The 17,944-nt window shown below is 35.5% G+C and carries 15 protein-coding genes; 7 read left to right on the top strand and 8 right to left on the bottom strand.

The window, feature by feature from the left end:
- From U9P79_04555 to U9P79_04520, 8 genes are all read right to left on the bottom strand, one after another.
- Positions 1-189: hypothetical protein (locus U9P79_04555; GenBank protein ID MEA2103899.1), on the bottom strand; the 189-nt coding region annotated here is incomplete at its 3' end.
- 12 nt (positions 190-201) lie between these two features.
- Entirely contained in the window at positions 202-858 is a 657-nt protein-coding gene (locus U9P79_04550) for a CRISPR-associated endonuclease Cas6 (protein ID MEA2103898.1), read from the bottom strand.
- 215 nt (positions 859-1,073) lie between these two features.
- Positions 1,074-2,198, bottom strand: coding sequence for an AAA family ATPase (locus tag U9P79_04545; GenBank protein MEA2103897.1), 1,125 nt, complete (start codon positions 2,196-2,198; stop codon positions 1,074-1,076).
- 40 nt (positions 2,199-2,238) lie between these two features.
- Positions 2,239-3,951, bottom strand: a complete 1,713-nt coding sequence (locus U9P79_04540; protein MEA2103896.1) for a glutamine--tRNA ligase/YqeY domain fusion protein — start codon at positions 3,949-3,951, stop codon at positions 2,239-2,241.
- A gap of 61 nt (positions 3,952-4,012) precedes the next feature.
- On the bottom strand, positions 4,013-5,449 hold the full coding sequence (gltX, locus tag U9P79_04535) for a glutamate--tRNA ligase (GenBank protein MEA2103895.1): 1,437 nt from the start codon (positions 5,447-5,449) through the stop codon (positions 4,013-4,015).
- Between the two features lie 54 nt (positions 5,450-5,503).
- Positions 5,504-5,782, bottom strand: a complete 279-nt coding sequence (locus U9P79_04530; protein MEA2103894.1) for a hypothetical protein — start codon at positions 5,780-5,782, stop codon at positions 5,504-5,506.
- 172 nt (positions 5,783-5,954) lie between these two features.
- Complete coding sequence (locus U9P79_04525; GenBank protein ID MEA2103893.1) at positions 5,955-8,231, bottom strand: choice-of-anchor Q domain-containing protein; 2,277 nt, start codon at positions 8,229-8,231, stop codon at positions 5,955-5,957.
- 78 nt (positions 8,232-8,309) lie between these two features.
- Entirely contained in the window at positions 8,310-10,466 is a 2,157-nt protein-coding gene (locus U9P79_04520) for a NosD domain-containing protein (GenBank protein ID MEA2103892.1), read from the bottom strand.
- A 695-nt stretch (positions 10,467-11,161) separates the two neighbouring features.
- Here U9P79_04520 and U9P79_04515 point away from each other — a divergent pair.
- From U9P79_04515 to pyrR, 7 genes are all read left to right on the top strand, one after another.
- Positions 11,162-12,403, top strand: a complete 1,242-nt coding sequence (locus tag U9P79_04515; protein MEA2103891.1) for a DUF1015 family protein — start codon at positions 11,162-11,164, stop codon at positions 12,401-12,403.
- Between the two features lie 339 nt (positions 12,404-12,742).
- Positions 12,743-13,696 (top strand): aspartate carbamoyltransferase catalytic subunit, encoded by a 954-nt coding sequence (locus U9P79_04510; GenBank protein ID MEA2103890.1) that lies wholly within the window; start codon positions 12,743-12,745, stop codon positions 13,694-13,696.
- On the top strand, positions 13,693-14,967 hold the full coding sequence (locus U9P79_04505) for a dihydroorotase (protein MEA2103889.1): 1,275 nt from the start codon (positions 13,693-13,695) through the stop codon (positions 14,965-14,967). The genes U9P79_04510 and U9P79_04505 overlap by 4 nt, the downstream gene beginning before the upstream one ends.
- On the top strand, positions 14,967-15,722 hold the full coding sequence (locus U9P79_04500; protein MEA2103888.1) for a dihydroorotate dehydrogenase electron transfer subunit: 756 nt from the start codon (positions 14,967-14,969) through the stop codon (positions 15,720-15,722). Before U9P79_04505 ends, U9P79_04500 begins: the two co-directional genes overlap by 1 nt.
- A 6-nt stretch (positions 15,723-15,728) precedes the next feature.
- Positions 15,729-15,875 (top strand): hypothetical protein, encoded by a 147-nt coding sequence (locus U9P79_04495; GenBank protein ID MEA2103887.1) that lies wholly within the window; start codon positions 15,729-15,731, stop codon positions 15,873-15,875.
- Between the two features lie 333 nt (positions 15,876-16,208).
- On the top strand, positions 16,209-17,102 hold the full coding sequence (locus U9P79_04490; GenBank protein MEA2103886.1) for a dihydroorotate dehydrogenase: 894 nt from the start codon (positions 16,209-16,211) through the stop codon (positions 17,100-17,102).
- Positions 17,103-17,318: 216 nt separating this feature from the next.
- Positions 17,319-17,879, top strand: a complete 561-nt coding sequence (gene pyrR, locus U9P79_04485) for a bifunctional pyr operon transcriptional regulator/uracil phosphoribosyltransferase PyrR (GenBank protein ID MEA2103885.1) — start codon at positions 17,319-17,321, stop codon at positions 17,877-17,879.
- The last annotated feature ends 65 nt before the right edge of the window (positions 17,880-17,944 follow it).

The following is a 17,944-nucleotide window of genomic DNA, read 5'->3' as shown; positions in this document are numbered from 1 at the left end:
ATGAAAATGATCATAATTCAAACAAAAAGCAAAAAGGCTGAATTGTTTCATCTCTTTTGCCAATCTCAATTCCTCTCTCCAAAATTCACAAAGAATATTCTCTTTGAAAAATGCAATCTTATTTTTCACATCACAAGTAATGAAATATGTATAATCCCCATAAATTCGCTTTTGGCTGTCTCTGTGCATAAAATCCCCAACTTATTTCTTCACCGTCCCAAAACCCCTTGCCACCTGCTTCCCAATTCCAAGAAAATCAGGGAGATGAAAATTAACCATAAATTTTCCTTCAAAGCAAAGCATTGAGACGTTTTTGAAATTTACATTTTTTGCATTGAAATTTCCGTCCACTTTAATTGATTCAATATCAGGAATTGTATAATCGAAACCTTTTGAGATAGTCTTAAGATTTTCTCGCAATAAATGTTTGAGAAATTGTTGCTGTTTAAACCGGTCTAAATTAATGTATTTTGTGAAATTGATTTGATTAAGAGCCATCCAGGGAGAGAGAAATCTGTAATCAATATATTTATCCGCAATGCCAAAATTTTCTTCAACAATTTGAATGGATTTCTCATTAACTTTTTGTATTTTTTCACCTATCTTTATATTGTCTAATTCTAAAAACACTTTTTTCAAAATGCTGATTCCTTCATTAATTCCGATGATTGCCGGATGTTGCCCAATAGTTTTAAATTGAATTTGAGGATATGAATATCTGAATTTACCGTCATTTAAGTGATTGTGAATAGGGTTATAGTTGGGGTATTCTGAAGCAAGAAATCCGCGAAACTTTGGAATATTTCTTTCCAATAGCTTGTTTGATAAAAATACAATTTTAATAATTTTTATTTTCATATTTACCCTTTTGTTTACTTTCAGAATTATAATAAATTAGAACTTCTCTCTGTAAATCGAATGTGAAATTAGATATTACGCCCAATTCCAATTAGAATAAATGAAAAAAAGTGAATAGTTAAAAAGTTGTCAAACAATATAAAAAAAAGAAACAAGAAGGAAAAATTTCTGATAATTATATCAATGAACCGGAAAATATAAAAATGGGTAGATAATTATGAGGTAGCCTGCCCATTCAGACATTTTTTTCTTATTTGAAAAAAAGTATCAATCACAACGAGTTCGTAATTAACATTCCCATTTAATAAGTATTTTGCCTGTTCTATTATTTCGATAATTTCGCGGACAGTGTTATCTGAAACCTTGAATTCGGTGTTGAATTCTTCCAATTTTTCTCGCTTATCAATGTTTAAAAGCCTTTGTGAATCACTTCTAAGATAGATGAGATCGCCAAACCAAAGTATAAGGAAATCTAAAATATCTCGAAGTGTTTCCTTATTACTATTATGTTGAAAATTATCAGAAAATTTATAAATTCTTTCCAAATCGTTTGATAGAAGAATTTCAATGAAATCCATCAATTTATTCCGCGCTTCAATATTTTCCTGTTGGGAAATTAAAATTGCTTTTGCTAAACTACCATTTGCAATTCGAGCACTTATTCTTGCCTTGATTTTATTTACATTGTGATTGCTCACAAGGTGATTTTCAATAATATTAGGTATTATCGGATTGAAACGTACTTTTTGACAACGCGAAATAATAGTTGGAAGGAGGGCAGAAATTTTGGTTGTTGTAAGGATAATAACCACATAATCGGGTGGCTCCTCTAATGTTTTCAGAAAAGCATTTTCCGCTTGATGTCTAAATTTATCTGCTTCTGCGATAATGATTACCCGATATTTTCCCTCGCGAGGTGCAAATTGAATTTTATATTCGATTCTTCGTATCGTATCAATTCTAATTGAAGTAGTTTTTGAAAATTTATAGCGATCGTATGGGGTTTCTTGAAGCTGATGTAAATAATCTTGAATTTTCTCCCGTTCAGAATCCTTTTTATAAGTTCCATCTCTATTTACTTCAAATCCGGGAGTGGGGAAGATCAAGTCTATATCCGGATGAACGAATTTTTCTATCTTACGGCAGGAAGGGCAAGATTGGTTAAAATCATGCACGCATTGTTTTGGGCAGTTAATTGTTTTGGCAAATTCAATCGCTGATAATAATTTTCCTACTCCGGCAGGACCAAAGAATAAATAACTTTGGGCGATTCTATCTGAATTTATCAGGAATTTTAATTGATTGACAGCTCTTGGTTGTCCTTCTATTTTTTCAAACATCTGTTTTTCCAATTCTCAATCCGCTTATTGTCGGATCGAGTTACGAATTTTTTATTTTTTTCTCAATTTTTGCCCAACTATCTCGCAGAGCAATCGTTCTGTTGATCACAATTTTAGCGTCTGTGGTTTCATTAGCAGGAGAAAAGTTATTCGTTTCTACACAGAAATATCCCATTCTTTCAAACTGAAATATATATCCTTTTTCAGCATTTGTGAGGGATGGTTCTACCGGGACGTTTTTAAGCACTTTTTTAGAATTGGGATTAAGATTGGATGTGAAATCTTCCCCCTCTTCAGTTTTCATAGGGTACATTGTTTTGAACAGACGGTCGTATAAATTTATATCAACTTTGAGAGCATGTTTTTTGGAAACCCAGTGTAATGTTCCTTTAACTTTTCTTCCATCCGGTGAATTTCCACCGCGAGTTTTGGGATCATAAGTGCAATACAATTCCTTGATTTCACCGGTTTCTTCATCCTTTACAAAATCATTACAAGTGATGAAATATGCATATCTAAGTCGAATTTCACGACCGGGACTTAATCTCCAGAATTTTTTGGGAGGATTTTCCATAAAATCTTCTTGTTCGATATAAATTTCTTTTGAGAACGGAATTTTGCGTGTACCCATTGAGTCATCGCTCGGATGATTTTTGGCTACAAGCAGCACTTCTTTGTCTTCAGGATAATTCGTAATAATAATTTTAAGAGGATTCAGAACGCCCATTTTTCTTGGGGTGATGTCGTTCAAATGATCCCGCACACAATGCTCCAAAAGTTTAACGTCCACAGTGCTTTTACTTTTTGCCACACCAATTTTTCTCAGGAATGTTTTGATTGCCGTGGGTGTATATCCTCGCCGTCTCATGCCGGATAAAGTAGGCATTCTGGGGTCGTCCCAACCTTCGACGTAATTTTTATCCACGAGTGTTTTGAGTTTTCTTTTGCTCAAAATGGTATAAGTTATATTCAATCGAGCAAATTCTATCTGGCGTGAAGGAAAAATTTTCAAATTTTCTATGAACCAGTTATACAAAGGACGATGATTTTCAAATCCCAGATCACAGAGGGAGTGGGTAATTTTTTCTATTGAGTCGGATTCTCCATGCGTAAAATCATAGCTGGGATAGATGCACCATTTTTTACCGGTTCGGGGGTGTTCAGTGTGCAAAATTCTATACATTACCGGATCGCGCATATTCATATTCGGGGATGACATATCAATTTTTGCACGAAGGACACATTCTCCTTCTTCAAATTCGCCGAGTTTCATTTTTTCAAATAATTCCAGATTTTCAGCAATCGGTCTGTCACGATAGGGACTTTTTGTTCCGAGTTTCGTAAGAGTTCCGCGATATTCTCGGATCTGATTAGCATTTAAATTGCAAATGTACGCTTTGCCGGATTTTATCAATTTTACCGCATATTCGTACAAAGTTTCGAAATAGTCGGAGGCAAAGCATAATTTATCCCACTCATAACCAAGCCAATGAATATCCTCCTGAATGGAGTCTATGAAAACCTGTTTTTCTTTATATGGATTCGTATCGTCAAAACGCAAATTGCATTTTCCTTTATTTTCGGCAGCAATATCGAAGCTAAGGCATATTGCTTTTGCATGCCCGATGTGAAGATATCCGTTTGGTTCCGGTGGAAATCTGGTATAAACTTTTCCATCATATTTTCCCAATTCATTATCTTCTTTAACTATTTGGCGTATAAAATCCAAAGATTCTTTTTTTTCTTTTTCCATTATTATTTATTTAATCCTTTCTGATTTTAAGAAACTACGAAGAGACTCGTGTTCTGCTTTTCTATAAATATTTTTTTAGTCGTCCAATTGTCATCTCTTTGCCGAGAATATCAACAATCGTGGGAATATCTGGCCCGTGGCAATTTCCGAATAAAACAAGTCTAAGAGGAATATAAAAATCTTTTCCCCGAATCTCCAATTCTTTTTGCGATTGTTTTACCAAATCATTAATCTTTTGCAGGGAGAGATTATCTGCATTCTTCAGTGCATCAGCCCAAAATGAAAATATTTTTTGCGCCTTTTCATCGGACAATATTTTCAAATCTTCATCTGTGAATTGCAGATCTTCGTAAAACATTGTTGAATGCTCAATTATACCTGCCAAAGTAGAAGCACGTTTCCTGCCATTTTCTACGACCTTGCGATATTTTTCACCATCGCTAATGTCTATTTTTGCATCTGTAAAATATTTTTCTGTTTTTTCGGAAATATAATCAAGATCAAGTTTTTTCATATACTGTCCATTCATCCACTGGAATTTTTCCAGATCAAAAACAGCTCCTGATTTGCTGATGCGATTTAATGAAAATTCTTTCTCCAATTCTTTTAGCGAATAAATTTCTCTATCTCCGGCAGCATGCCAGCCGAGTAAAGCAATGAAATTTATCATCGCTTCCGGAAGGTATCCTTTTTCGAGATATTTTTCTACAGCCACATCTCCCTGTCTTTTGCTTAACTTACTTTTATCCGGATTTAGTAATAAGGGCAAGTGAACAAATTTTGGCAAATCCCAGCCAAATGATTCATAAAGAAAAATATGTTTGGGAACGCTGGTGATCCATTCTTCACCACGTATCACATGCGAGATTTTCATCAGGTGATCGTCCACAACATTGGCAAGATGATAGGTAGGATAGCCATCTGCTTTCATAAGAATTTGGTCATCAACCTCGCTATTATTAAATTCGACTTTCCCGCGAATTTTATCGTAGAAAACAGTTTTTCCTTCTTTGGGAAATTTTAAGCGGATCACAAAAGGGGTATCTTCTCCGAGTTTTTCCTTTACTTCATCCTCGGATAGGTTTCGACATTTTCCATCGTACATCGGAGTTTGATTCTTTTCTCTCTGTTCTTTTCGAACTTTGTCCAATCTGTCTTTTGAACAAAAACAATAATAGGCTTTTCCCCTTTCCACCAGTTCGTGTGCAAATTTTCTATATATTTCTGTTCTTGCAGATTGAACATAAGGACCGAATTCACCTTCGTTATCCGGACCTTCATCGTAACTCAATCCCAGGAGTTTCAAGGTGTTCATCAAATCTTCTTTTGCTCCGGGAACAAAACGTCCTTTATCCGTATCTTCTATGCGGAGGATGGATTTGCCGTTTGTTTTTTGAGCATATAAATAGTTGAATAATGCCGTTCGTAAGCCACCAACATGTAAATATCCGGTGGGACTTGGTGCGAATCTGACTCGTATTGCATTGTTTTTATTCATAATTTTACCTCTTGCGTAAAACATTCCGTAGATTTGATTTTGAATTGAGAAATTCTATTTGACACGATGACTGTCAAGTAAGGTGTACAAAAGATTGAGCAAGTAATTAACACGAATTAGAGTCTGTCCGTAAAATACTATTTTATCAATGGCTCCACCAGCTGGTGGATGATTCGACGCAGAAAAACACTGATTCGGCAGATAAACGCTGATACTAATCTTTTTGTAATTAAATTTTTTATCTGCGTAAATCATTTTTTTCTGAGTGATGTTGTTTATCACATTCATCTGCGTCCAATCTATACTTAACGGACAGACACGAATTAGACTCATAAACAAAAATCCCGACTCGGACACCGTTTTTTATATTCGAGTCCGATTTTTTTTGTGATGGGAACGAAACCCGAGTCGTGTCAAAAAGAATGACGCGACTCGGGTTTTCTCAATATCAGCGTCGAATCATCTGCGGAGAATTATTGCAAAAATGCGAGTTTACGGATGGGCACTAATCCCTCAACTTTATCAATTTCCGCACCGCCTTCTCTTTGTCATCTACGATTAATTTCGCAAAATAGGCTCCATTGGATACCGGATAGCCATGCCTATCTACTCCTTTCCAGTTTGCTTGAAAATTTCCCGGAGAAGAATAGGCATCTAACAGCGTTATAACCTTTTGCCCTTTTATGTTGTAGATCGTTAGATTCACGATTCCCGTTTTGGGAAGTTGAAAAGAGATGACAGTTTCATTGCGAAAAGGATTGGGTGCTGAAGTTAATTTTATGCTATTGTCTAGAGGTTCTTCTCCGACGGCATATCCCTGCCATTCATAAGCACCCATATCTACTGTCTCTCCGTATATTCTGGGATTTCCAGCAAGGTCGTATTCCGGTAGTTCAATACCTTCCGGTAAGTTCAGAGTTCCCGCGTCTATACAGGGGGAATTGTTTGATAAAGTAAAAGGATTATCCGCAGTTCCGAAGAAAAGAGGATCTTCATCAAGATTATTGGTATTCCAATTTATATTATTATAACCGATGGAAAGGACTCCATCTAATCCGCCTTCAACAAGAGAATTTTGTACAGATAGAGTGTTCGTATGTCCATTTGAACCATCGAGAACAATTTCCCTGGGAATATCTCCGTAGAGAATGGAATTGTAAACATTAAGTTCAGATTCGTATGATACGACTACTGCTCCACCTGTATAACTTTCATTACCGGATATCGTGCTGTTTATTAGATTTACTTTACTCCACTGAAGAATGGTTATTGCACTTTCCATATTAGGCCAATCAGTAACGTGGTTAATATTATTTGTAATTTGTGTATTTAAAATATTAGCAACATAATCCGGTTGCGACATAGTTGCATTATTACTAATCCAAAAACCGCATCCCAAAGGACATTCGGGATCTTCCGACGGATAATTATTATTTATTTTAAAATCTGTTAAATTAACTGTATATCCATTAGCTCCATTAATGTAACATGATCTTCCGCCTTGCATATCATGAACATATATCTTATTCATATTGATATGAGTATATAATGATCTGATTAATGAATATAACCAAAGTTCATAATTTGCTATTTCAATATTTTCCAAAAAGACATTATGATTTTTTTGTATATAAACAGCTGGTTTGTAATATCCATTTATTAACTTCATATTTTTTACAGAATAATCTCTTTGTAAAAATCCTGCATTTGTCTCCAAGAAATCTCTCGCATAAATATGACCAATGCCAAGTTCCGCATCCAAAATAGTATTATCTCGTGATTCACCAATGACGGAAACATAACTTTTCATATGAAGGGGAAAATATTGATTGTTCAAACTCGGAGAATACAAACCGTCTGCAATATGAACGGTTCTATGATGAAGACTGTCTGCTTTTATCTTTGTTAAAGCATAATGAATGTTCTGAAGAGATTCTTCTGCTGTTAAGCCGCTGTTATTATCATTTCCATCTGACGAAACATAAAGATCATGTTCTACCTGCTCTATCTTACTGTGCTGGATATTATAAGTTATATCACCCGGTTGATAAATTCCCCCATTATTGTATGCATAAAGAGAATAAAAATCAGGATTCATTACAGTGAATGTATCCACTAACACTTCTATCTGAGGGCAGAGATATGATTTAAACATATCCGCTCCTTCTCCTGCATAATTTAAGTAAATATTATTTAATATTTCTGTATTGAAAATCAAATCGCAATAAGAAACTAAAATCATACCACCGCCATAGCAATAAGCATTGTTATGATGAATAAAATTTCCAATCAAATCGGTTATAGTATAATTGAGGAAAAGACCACCACCTGCATAAGCCCTATTATCTTTTATAATATTTTTCTTCATAGTAAAATATACATATTCAGAACGTATTCCACCTCCTTCATTATGATAGTATCCCCAGCCTGTTCCATGCTGAACTACAAAACCGCAGAGATATACATTTATATAACCGTATTCTTCACCTTGGAGCCTGATGACACTGCTCTCATAATTTCCATCCAAAATTGTGGAATCTATGTCATTTTCATTACCGGTGAATTCATAATTGGAAACAAGGGAAAGCGATTTTTCGATAACGAGATTTTCATAATAAGTTCCGGGATAAACTCTTATTGTATCCCCAACTACAGAGGCGTTTATTCCATTCTGGATTACGGTGTAATCTCCGCTACCGTCTTGATTAATCTCAATGATTGCTGAATTTAGCAGCGAACAAAAAAAACAAAATAAATAAAAGATTAATAATTTAAATTTCATAATTTCCTCAATCTAAATTAAACATTTATGTTAGCAAAAAATGCAGGCGACAATGACTGTTGCCGCCTGCAATACACATTATTTCATCAAGATCATTTTTTTACTTATGACTTTATCTTCTGTTTTTAGATGATACAAATAAATGCCACTGGAAACGGGATTGCTGTTTTCATCGTTTCCGTCCCAGATCACCTTTTGTAATCCTTCGGGAGTTTCTCCCCGGATCAAATTCTTTACCATCTGTCCTTTCAAATTGTAAATCGTTAGATTTATTTCCGATTTTTTCGGTTGCATAAATGAAATCGTGGTTGTCGGATTGAACGGATTAGGATAGTTGTTTAGATTGAACGGAGATGGTTCATTGTTAGTATTCTCATCACTCCGAGTAAGTTTTATCAAAGAAAATCTGCTTGAAAGAGGACGTAAGGTTGTGGAAATATATTTACCTGATTTGAAATCATATTTCAAGACAGTTTTATATTTTTCTGTTGTACCTCTTCCAGTATTCAGTTCGAAAGTCAAATCATCACCTCTGCTCATTGCATCCGTATATGCCATCAGATGAACGGGAAAGTTTTCCACTTTGCTTGCACCAACACAAACATCATCCTGAAAAACACCTACTTCCAATACATTTTCACCGTTTTCTATGGAATCTATTTCTATGGCTTCATAATTGGGTTTATCTTCGTAAGAAAAGAACTCGATTTCCGATTTTTCATAAGTCGGCGAAACGCCAAAGTGAATCCAATGCAGATTGAATTGCTCGCTAACTATGAGCATATAACCTTTTCCGTATTCAAAAGTACCGGGTTGTTCTTCGATTGTTCCTGTACTCATTCCATACCACCGACCGTTTCTTTTGAAAAGGTACCAATTTTCCGCATAAATGGCTTCTATATGATCCAACTGATCCCCCAAGGCATATTCGTAGGATTGGGTGTAAGGAAGCCAGTAGCCGATCCAATTTTCTTGATTTGGTGAAACGGTTTTAGTATAACCTGCCGATAAACGGCTACCTGGCTCAGGAAGGATATATGCTCCTTCTTCTTGCGGATTGAGTTTATAACCTATGTCGGATGTAATCTCATATTCTACGTTTGACCAATTAGAATATTCATAAGTCAAAACAGTCTCATCACCAAACATAAGAGTCATCTCATCAGGAAACGGTATCATATCTTCGAGTAATTGATAAGCAATAACCGGGTCGTTACCTTCTCTTTCCAATCTTGGGAAGGAAACCCAGTTCCAGTGGTTACCTTTCAACGATTTTATGTCTGTGGTAGAAGGATAGCATCCCATATCGCAAAAAGTTCCGTCAGGATCAGTTTCCTCCGGGTCGCCTGTGTCAATACAAGGACTGCCTTCAAGGAGATGATATGCGTAATAACCTTCCATACAGAATTTGGGATTTGTATTTATGTTGCCTGTACCTGCATAATTTTCTTCAATGCAAGAATATGTGATATTTAAAGATGCAGGTGTGTTAGTAAAAGTTGCATCGTTTTGCCAAATAATTGAATTATAGATTTCACCTTGGGAATATGTTCCAAATATTATTCCGTTGGCATTACCGCTTATTGTACTATTTGATATATATGTATGAATTAAGGGGTTATTTGACATTGAAATTCCTGTATCATTGTGATAAATAGAATTTAGAAGCAATGTTACGCTATGTATCTCATCTATGTAAACACCGATATTATTATCATAGATTTTGTTTGAATTTAAATGTACAATATCGGATTCTGGATTTTCGTTGGAAATGAAACATCCGCTAACATTTTCACGTAACTGATTGTTTTGAACAGTAATATACGGACAATCCGAAATATATATTCCTTTTTCTACATTTTCAACAGTATTATCGAAAACTTCTTGGATTGATGCATTTGTACAATTAATGCCAATTGAAGTAGCAGAACCTGTTACGATAAAACCTATAAAATTAGCATAATCCGCATAATTCATATTTACAACAATAGGTGAATTCTCTCCATTTATCTTTGGATTTGCGATTCCACTAATATAAAGGTCCTTACTTAGAAAGTTAATAGCACTATAGGCTTCTCCGAAACTTAATGGATATACTGTAATAAAGTCACCGTCATCTGCTGCATTAATGGCAGATTGTATTGTTTCGTATTGTTGACCTGGACCTACTGCGAGTGTGTCTGAATAAGTAATTGTTGCACAACATATAAACAGGGCAATTAAAAAATATTTCATAATTTTTTCCTTAAATTATTCTTTCATTGTTCGGTTAATAAATTAATCCGCCTAATTTCTTTCTCGCCAAAACGGGATAAACAATTGGCGAAAAGTATTCTCTAAAAGGGAAATTTCAATTAGAATTATCAGACCTGACAACTTCATTTTCAATAACAATCTTCTGCATTAAAGTCTCTTTTGTTGCGAGCAGAAAAACAGAAAAGACATATCTGAATGAATCTGTTCTTCCCGATTTTGAATAATGAAAATTTATTATAAAATATAAAAAATTTTAAGTTACGGTATACTGGTAAGTTATGAATGGGGGGGGCAGAGTGATTGGGAGAGGGCGAGACTTTGCAAAGGAGCGAGGGAGAAAATTGAGATTAAAATTCTTTAGAATTTTTCTAAGATCAAAAAATCTTATTATTCTCACTATTTTCTCCTTCTTAATTGAAAAGATGTTGTGTGTTATAAATTTTGTTTTTCAAAAAATTATGTCAAATATTTCGGATGTAAACTATTTTACTAATAGCATTTTTTTTACCACGTTTTCTCAGTTAGCAACCTAAAACCCTAGTTCGTGTTCATATGCGTCGAATCATCTGCAGAGAATTATTGCAAAAATGCGAGTTTACGGATGGGCACTAATTAAAAACATTGACACGGGAATTACTATTTCTAAAGAAATGGAAAAATCTAAAAGAGGAATTATGCCTAATATCAAACCTTTTAAAGGAATAAGACCTGATAAAAGATATGCGATTCAGGTTGCTGCTCCACCTTATGATGTTATTAATTCGGATGAAGCCCGAGAACTCACAAAAAATAATGCCAAAAGTTATCTCCATGTTTCCAAACCGGAAATAGACTTACCAAAAGATGTAAACTTGTATGACAAAAAAGTTTATCAAAAAGGAAAAGAAAACCTCCAAAAATTTATTCAGGATGGAATTTTAATTCAGGATAAAAAACCATGTCTATATATTTACAGACAGATAATGGGTGAACATGAGCAAACAGGAATTGTGGCTGCTGCTTCCGTGGAAGATTATAATAACAAAATTATCAAAATTCATGAATACACACGTGCTGACAAAGAAAAAGATCGCACAACCCACGTGAACACTCTCAATGCAAATACCGGACCGGTTTTTCTGACTTATCATGCCAAAGATTCAATAAATTCAATTGTGGAAAGCAAAAAAGCGAATTCCGAGCCTTTATATGATTTCACGAGTAACGATAGAATCCGTCACACAATTTGGAAATTGGATGACAATGAAAAAATCTTAGAATTGCAAAATGAATTTAAAAATTTGGACTGCCTATACATTTCAGACGGTCATCATCGTTCCGCATCCGCTGCAAATGTGCAAAAGATTCGTATGGAAAATAATACCAACCATACAGGAAGCGAGGAGTACAATTTTTTCCTGAGCGTTATCTTTCCGGATGAACAGATGTATATTATGGATTACAATCGGGTTGTGGTAGATTTAAGCGAGAATACAATTTCGGAGTTTCTGGAAAAATTAAAATATAAATTTGTCGTGCAAGAGCAAAATTCTCATTTCAAACCGGATAAGAAACACCTTTTTGGAATGTACCTGAATGGAAAATGGTATTCCTTGCAAGCAAAGGAAAATTCTTTCGAGAAATCCGACCCGGTCAAATCTCTTGATGTAAGCATCCTTTACGAAAACCTGTTGAAACCAATTCTCGCTATCGGAGACCCGAGAAAAGACAATCGAATTAATTTTGTAGGGGGTATTCGTGGATTGGAAGAGCTGGAAAAATTGGTAAATTCCGGCAAATATAAAGTTGCCTTTGCGTTATATCCTACTTCTATTGATGATTTGATGAGCGTTGCTGATGCAGATAAAGTTATGCCACCTAAGTCCACCTGGTTTGAACCCAAATTGAGAAGTGGATTGATCACACATTTATTATGAATAACAACTGCAGAATATTAGAATCCGGGTAAAATAGATGATAAAACGAATTTTCGATAATATGCGAGTTAATAGTTCTGAAATAGAATTTCTATTTCAAAAAAGCATTGATTTCATTTTATCACAATTTAGGTGACATGTATTATTGTCGCCTTTTTTTTATATTCATTTTAAACATTTATATCTCTGAAAAGATGTCGAAAAATGAATTTTAACAGACACGAATTATATTTTTAGGTTTTTACAATTTGTGTCAATTAGTGTTAATTAGTGGCTAAAAATGAAACATATTATCACGCCATTTACGGCGTTACAAAAAGAAAAATAATGGAGCAATAAATGATAAACAAAATAAATCTAACCGGGCGCTGTCTTTTTGATCTTGATGATTACTCTCCCGCGGAGATAGAAACTATCTTTGAAACCACAAAGGTTATGAAAAAGATCATTCAACGAGATTACAAAAAGGTGCCGACCTTAAATGGAAAAACTGTTTGCACTTTGTTTTTTGAGGACAGTACCAGAACAAGGATTTCATTTGAATTGGCTGCAAAAAGATTAAGTGCTGACGTAATAAGTTTTGCAAAAAAAGGCTCATCCCTCAAAAAAGGTGAAACGCTACAGGACACAATTTACACCTTGGATGCAATGGGAATTGATCTTTACATTATTCGTCACGAATCTCCGGGAGCACCTGCTTTGGTGAATAGATACACCGGCAAACCGGTCTTGAATGCCGGTGATGGTCCCCATGCTCATCCCACTCAAGCACTTCTTGATATGTTTAGTATTTGGGAAAAAAAAGATTCGTTGAAAGGATTGAAAATCGTTATTGTGGGTGATATTTTGCATTCGCGAGTTGTTCGCTCCAACTTAATCGGGATGAAAAAAATGGGTGCAAAAGTCATTGTGTGCGGTCCGCGAACTTTAATGCCACCCAAGGTCGATGATGTCTATGGCGTTATTCCGGAATATGACCTAAATAAAGCCGTTCAAAATGCGGATGTTATCATGGCTTTGCGAATGCAACTGGAAAGGCAGGAGCAGGGATTATTTCCAAGTCTGGGTGAATATTCAAAATATTACGGATTGAATAATAGGGTAATGAAATATGCAAAAAACGATGTGCTCATAATGCATCCCGGACCAATGAATCGCGGGGTGGAAATTCTTCCTGAAGTTGCCGATAGTGAGCACAGCATCATTATTGCGCAAGTTACAAACGGTGTAGCAGTCAGGATGGCGTTACTCTTCCTAATATTAGGTGGAAAAATCGGCAGAGAGGTAAAATGATGAAATTATTAAAAAATGGAAAAGTGTATTTATTAGATAGGAAAAAATTCGTCAAATCCGATGTTTTGATCAGCGGAAAAATTATCAAGAAAATCGCAGAAAATATTTCGGAAAAATCTGCAGAAGAATATGATTGCACCGGGTTGCATATTTTTCCCGGATTCGTTGATATGCATTGTCATCTTCGTGATCCCGGATTTACAAGCAAGGAGGATATTGAAAGCGGTTCACTTTCAGCTGCAAAAGGTGGATTTACTTCTGTTTGCTGTATGCCAAATACAAAACCGGCAATTGACAATATTTCTACGATAAATTATGTAAGCAGAAAAGCACGAGATGTTGGCAAAACCAAAATTTTTGTGATAGGTGCAATGTCAAAAGGAATAGAAGGGAAAGAAATTGCAAACATTGGCTCGATGGTAAAAGGTGGCGTGGTAGCAATTAGTGATGACGGAAATTGTATTCAGGATACGAATCTTACTTTGAATGTGATGCGTTATGCTTCCACCTTCAATATCCCGATTATTGTTCATCCCGAAGATTATTCACTTTCCGGGAAAGGACAGGTAAATTATGGTTTTATGTCCACAAAACTCGGATTGGAAGGAATTCCCAGTCTTTCCGAAGAGATGATTGTCAGCCGCGAAATTATGTTGGCGGAAGTTACAAATTCACATGTTCATTTGGCACATCTTTCCACGAAACGCGCAGTGAAAATGGTTCGAAGAGCAAAAGCCGACGGCATCAATGTAACTGCGGAAGTAACTCCTCATCATCTTATTCTAACGGAAAAAGCATGCGATGGTTTGGATACGAATACAAAAATGAAACCACCACTTCGCACAGAAGAAGACAGGCAGGCACTTATTGAAGGATTATTGGACGGAACGATTGATGCGGTTGCCACTGATCATGCACCTCATCTTGATTATGAAAAAGAACTCGAATTCCCCAAAGCACCCTTCGGTATTATTGGATTTGAGAGCGCCTTCCCCGTAATTTATACAAAGCTAATCAAAACCGGTGTAATGAATCTTGAACAGTTAATTGAAAAAATGGTTATCAATCCGGCTAAGATTATCAATAAAGATCTTGGAAAAATACAAGAGGGTGCAAAAGCGGACCTTAATGCGATTGATCTTAACGAATCATTTATTTTTACAAAGGATGAAATTCTCTCAAAATCAAAAAACAGTCCTTTTATCGGTGAAAAATTTTTCGGGAAAATTAAGATGACTATTTGTGATGGAAAATTTACCTGGAAAGAATAATGTTTTATAAAAGTTTGCGAATTGTCGAAAAATTAATAATTAATTCTCGCTATTTTATGATTTCTGTTGTGCATGATGAGATTGCAAAAAGTGCAAAACCCGGGCAATTTTGCGAAATTAAAAATCCAGATCACAAATTTCCCATTCTCCCTCGCCCCTTTTCAATTCATAATATTGAAGGAAATAAAATATCATTCCTGATAAAGAAGGTTGGAAAATCTACTGAACAATTGTCGAAAATAAGTGTAGGGGAAAAAATATCGGTTCTTGGACCACTTGGAAATGGCTTTGATCTTCAAGATGAAAAAAAAGTGATTGTTGTTTCAGGAGGAATTGGTTATGCACCCATGAAATTTTTGCGACAGAAATTGCGTTTGAAAAGAAATCAAGTATTTTCTCTTCACGGTGGGGGAGATGAATTTGATGTTTTTTCCGAAGACGCTATCAACTTCACGGAAGACGGTTCGCTTGGAAAAAAGGGATTAGTTACCGATGGCTTAAATCCAATTTTGGACGAAAAAGAAATTGATATTGTCTATGCTTGCGGACCGAATATTATGATGCGGGAAATTGTAAAAATATGTAGGAATTATAATTTACAAATCCAAGTATCTCTGGAAACTGTGATGGCTTGTGGAGTGGGAGTTTGTTGCGGTTGCGTTGTGAAAACTCGTGAAGAAGGACAAATAGTCTTTAAAAAAGTATGTAAAGACGGTCCCGTATTTGACGGCAGAAAAGTGGATTGGGATGAATAATAGAAAATGGAAAACGGAAAATGGAAAATGGAAAGCGGAAAATTTCTAAAATCAGCACCAGCGGTGCGAAATATTTGTAGCCAATGGCGTCAGCCATTGGATAATGAAAGAGCAAAAAGCAAAAGCACCGTAGGTGCGACATTTTCAATGTAAAATATAAAATGAATAATAAAAAAATTAAATATGAGCTACAAAATTACACACAAACACATTCGCGAATTCGTGGCTTATAAAAAAGAAAATTAGCCACGATTGCACTAATAATAATGGAAAGCGGAAAATTTCTAAAATCAGCACCAGCGGTGCGAAATATTTGTAGCCAGTGGCGTCAGCCATTGGATAATGAAAGAGCAAAAAAGCAAAAGCACCGTAGGTGCGACATTTTCAATGTAAAATATAAAATGAATAATAAAAAAATTAAATATGAGCTACAAAATTATACACAAATCCATTCGTGAATTCGTGGCGTAAAAAAATAAAAAAATTATGAAAATTCAGATAGGAAAAATGCAGTGGAAGAATCCCGTAACGGTTGCATCCGGAACTTTCGGTATGGAATATAATAATATTTTTGATTTATCACGCTTGGGAGCTTTGGTTACAAAGACAATTACATTTGAAACAAAAATTGGAAATGAAACTCCCCGCCTAGCTGAAACAGAAGCAGGAATGTTAAATTCTATCGGCATCCAGAATCCCGGAGTTGAAGGTTTTCGCAAAGATGTTTTACCGGAATATGAGAAATTCAATACAAATTTAATTGTGAGTATATCGGGTGGAACTATCGAAGAATTCGGAAAACTTGTAGAGCGTTTGAACAACGAAACTTCGATTGATGCTTTTGAGGTGAATGTTTCCTGTCCGAATGTAGAGAATGAAGGAATTGCTTTTGGCACTGACCCGGATATTGTCTCGGAATTGATGGCGTTTTTACGTGCAAAGACCAGTAAGGATTTGATCCTAAAACTCACACCAAATGTAACTTCCATCGAAGAAATCGCCTTGGCAGCAGAAAAAAATGGTGCGGATGCAATCTCATTGATAAATACGGTTTACGGTTTGGCAATTGATATTGAAACCCGAACATCGAAAATCAAAAAAGGAATTGCCGGCTATTCAGGATGCGGAATCAAACCAATTGCTTTGCAAAATGTTTATAGAGTTGCTCAGACGGTAAAAATCCCGATTATCGGTATGGGAGGAATTTGTAATGAAAATGATGCTTTGGAATTCATAATTGCAGGTGCTTCAGCGGTCTCAGTCGGGACGCAAAATTTTGTTAATCCTAAAATTTCAATAGAAATTATTGCTGGAATTGAAAAATATCTGATGAGAAAAAAAAGGAAGTATGCAGAATTAATCGGCTCAATGGAATTATAAATTAATATGCACAAATAATAACGAAAAAGAAAAAACTGTAAAAAGAAAAATGTAGCCCGTGAGTCCTCTCACGGAAGTCAAAGAAATTGAATAATGAAAAAAATAGCCACGAAATGGATTCGACGCAGAAAAACGCAGATTGGGTAGATTATGCCGATTTTATCAATAATATTTAATCTGCGTCCTATCTAAACTTGTCGCATTCAAGGAGAAAGCATGAAATTAAAGAAAAAAATTTTAAATAAGCTGGAACTGAAACGCATCTTAAAACGCATGGCAAACGAAATCATTGAGAAAAATGATGGCTGTGAAGATTTGTATATTGTAGGAATTCACACGCGGGGAGTTCCACTTGCGAATAGGATAGGTGAGTATATCCAAAAATTTTCCGAAGATTCTTCATCTTGCGAAGAGGAGATCAAACTTCTGATCGGCTCGCTTGATATTACCCTCTATCGTGATGACCTGTCCAGAATTGAGCATCAACCGATGATCAAAGATTCTATTCTAAAATTCGATATCGAAGGGAAGAAAATCTTACTCGTGGACGATGTTTTGAGCACCGGAAGAACTGTGCGAGCTGCCTTGAACGCTTTACTCGATTATGGACGCCCAAAGTCAATTCAGTTATTAGTCGTTGTGGATCGAGGAAATCGGGAACTTCCGATTCAAGCGGATTATATCGGCAAGAAAATCCCGACTTCCAAGCACGAAATGATAAAACTGTTCTTGGATGAAATTGATGGAAAAGAAGAGGTGGATATTTTTGAAGTCTAAAACATTACGGATGATTGGAAATCTTGCGGATGGTCGGAGACCTCCGCAATGGTTGAAAATTGTAA

The organism is Candidatus Cloacimonadota bacterium (assembly GCA_034661015.1).
GTDB lineage: Bacteria > Cloacimonadota > Cloacimonadia > JGIOTU-2 > JGIOTU-2 > JAYEKN01.
The sequence above is the reverse complement of the archived record's forward strand: the minus strand, read 5'-3'. Positions and strand labels throughout refer to the sequence as shown.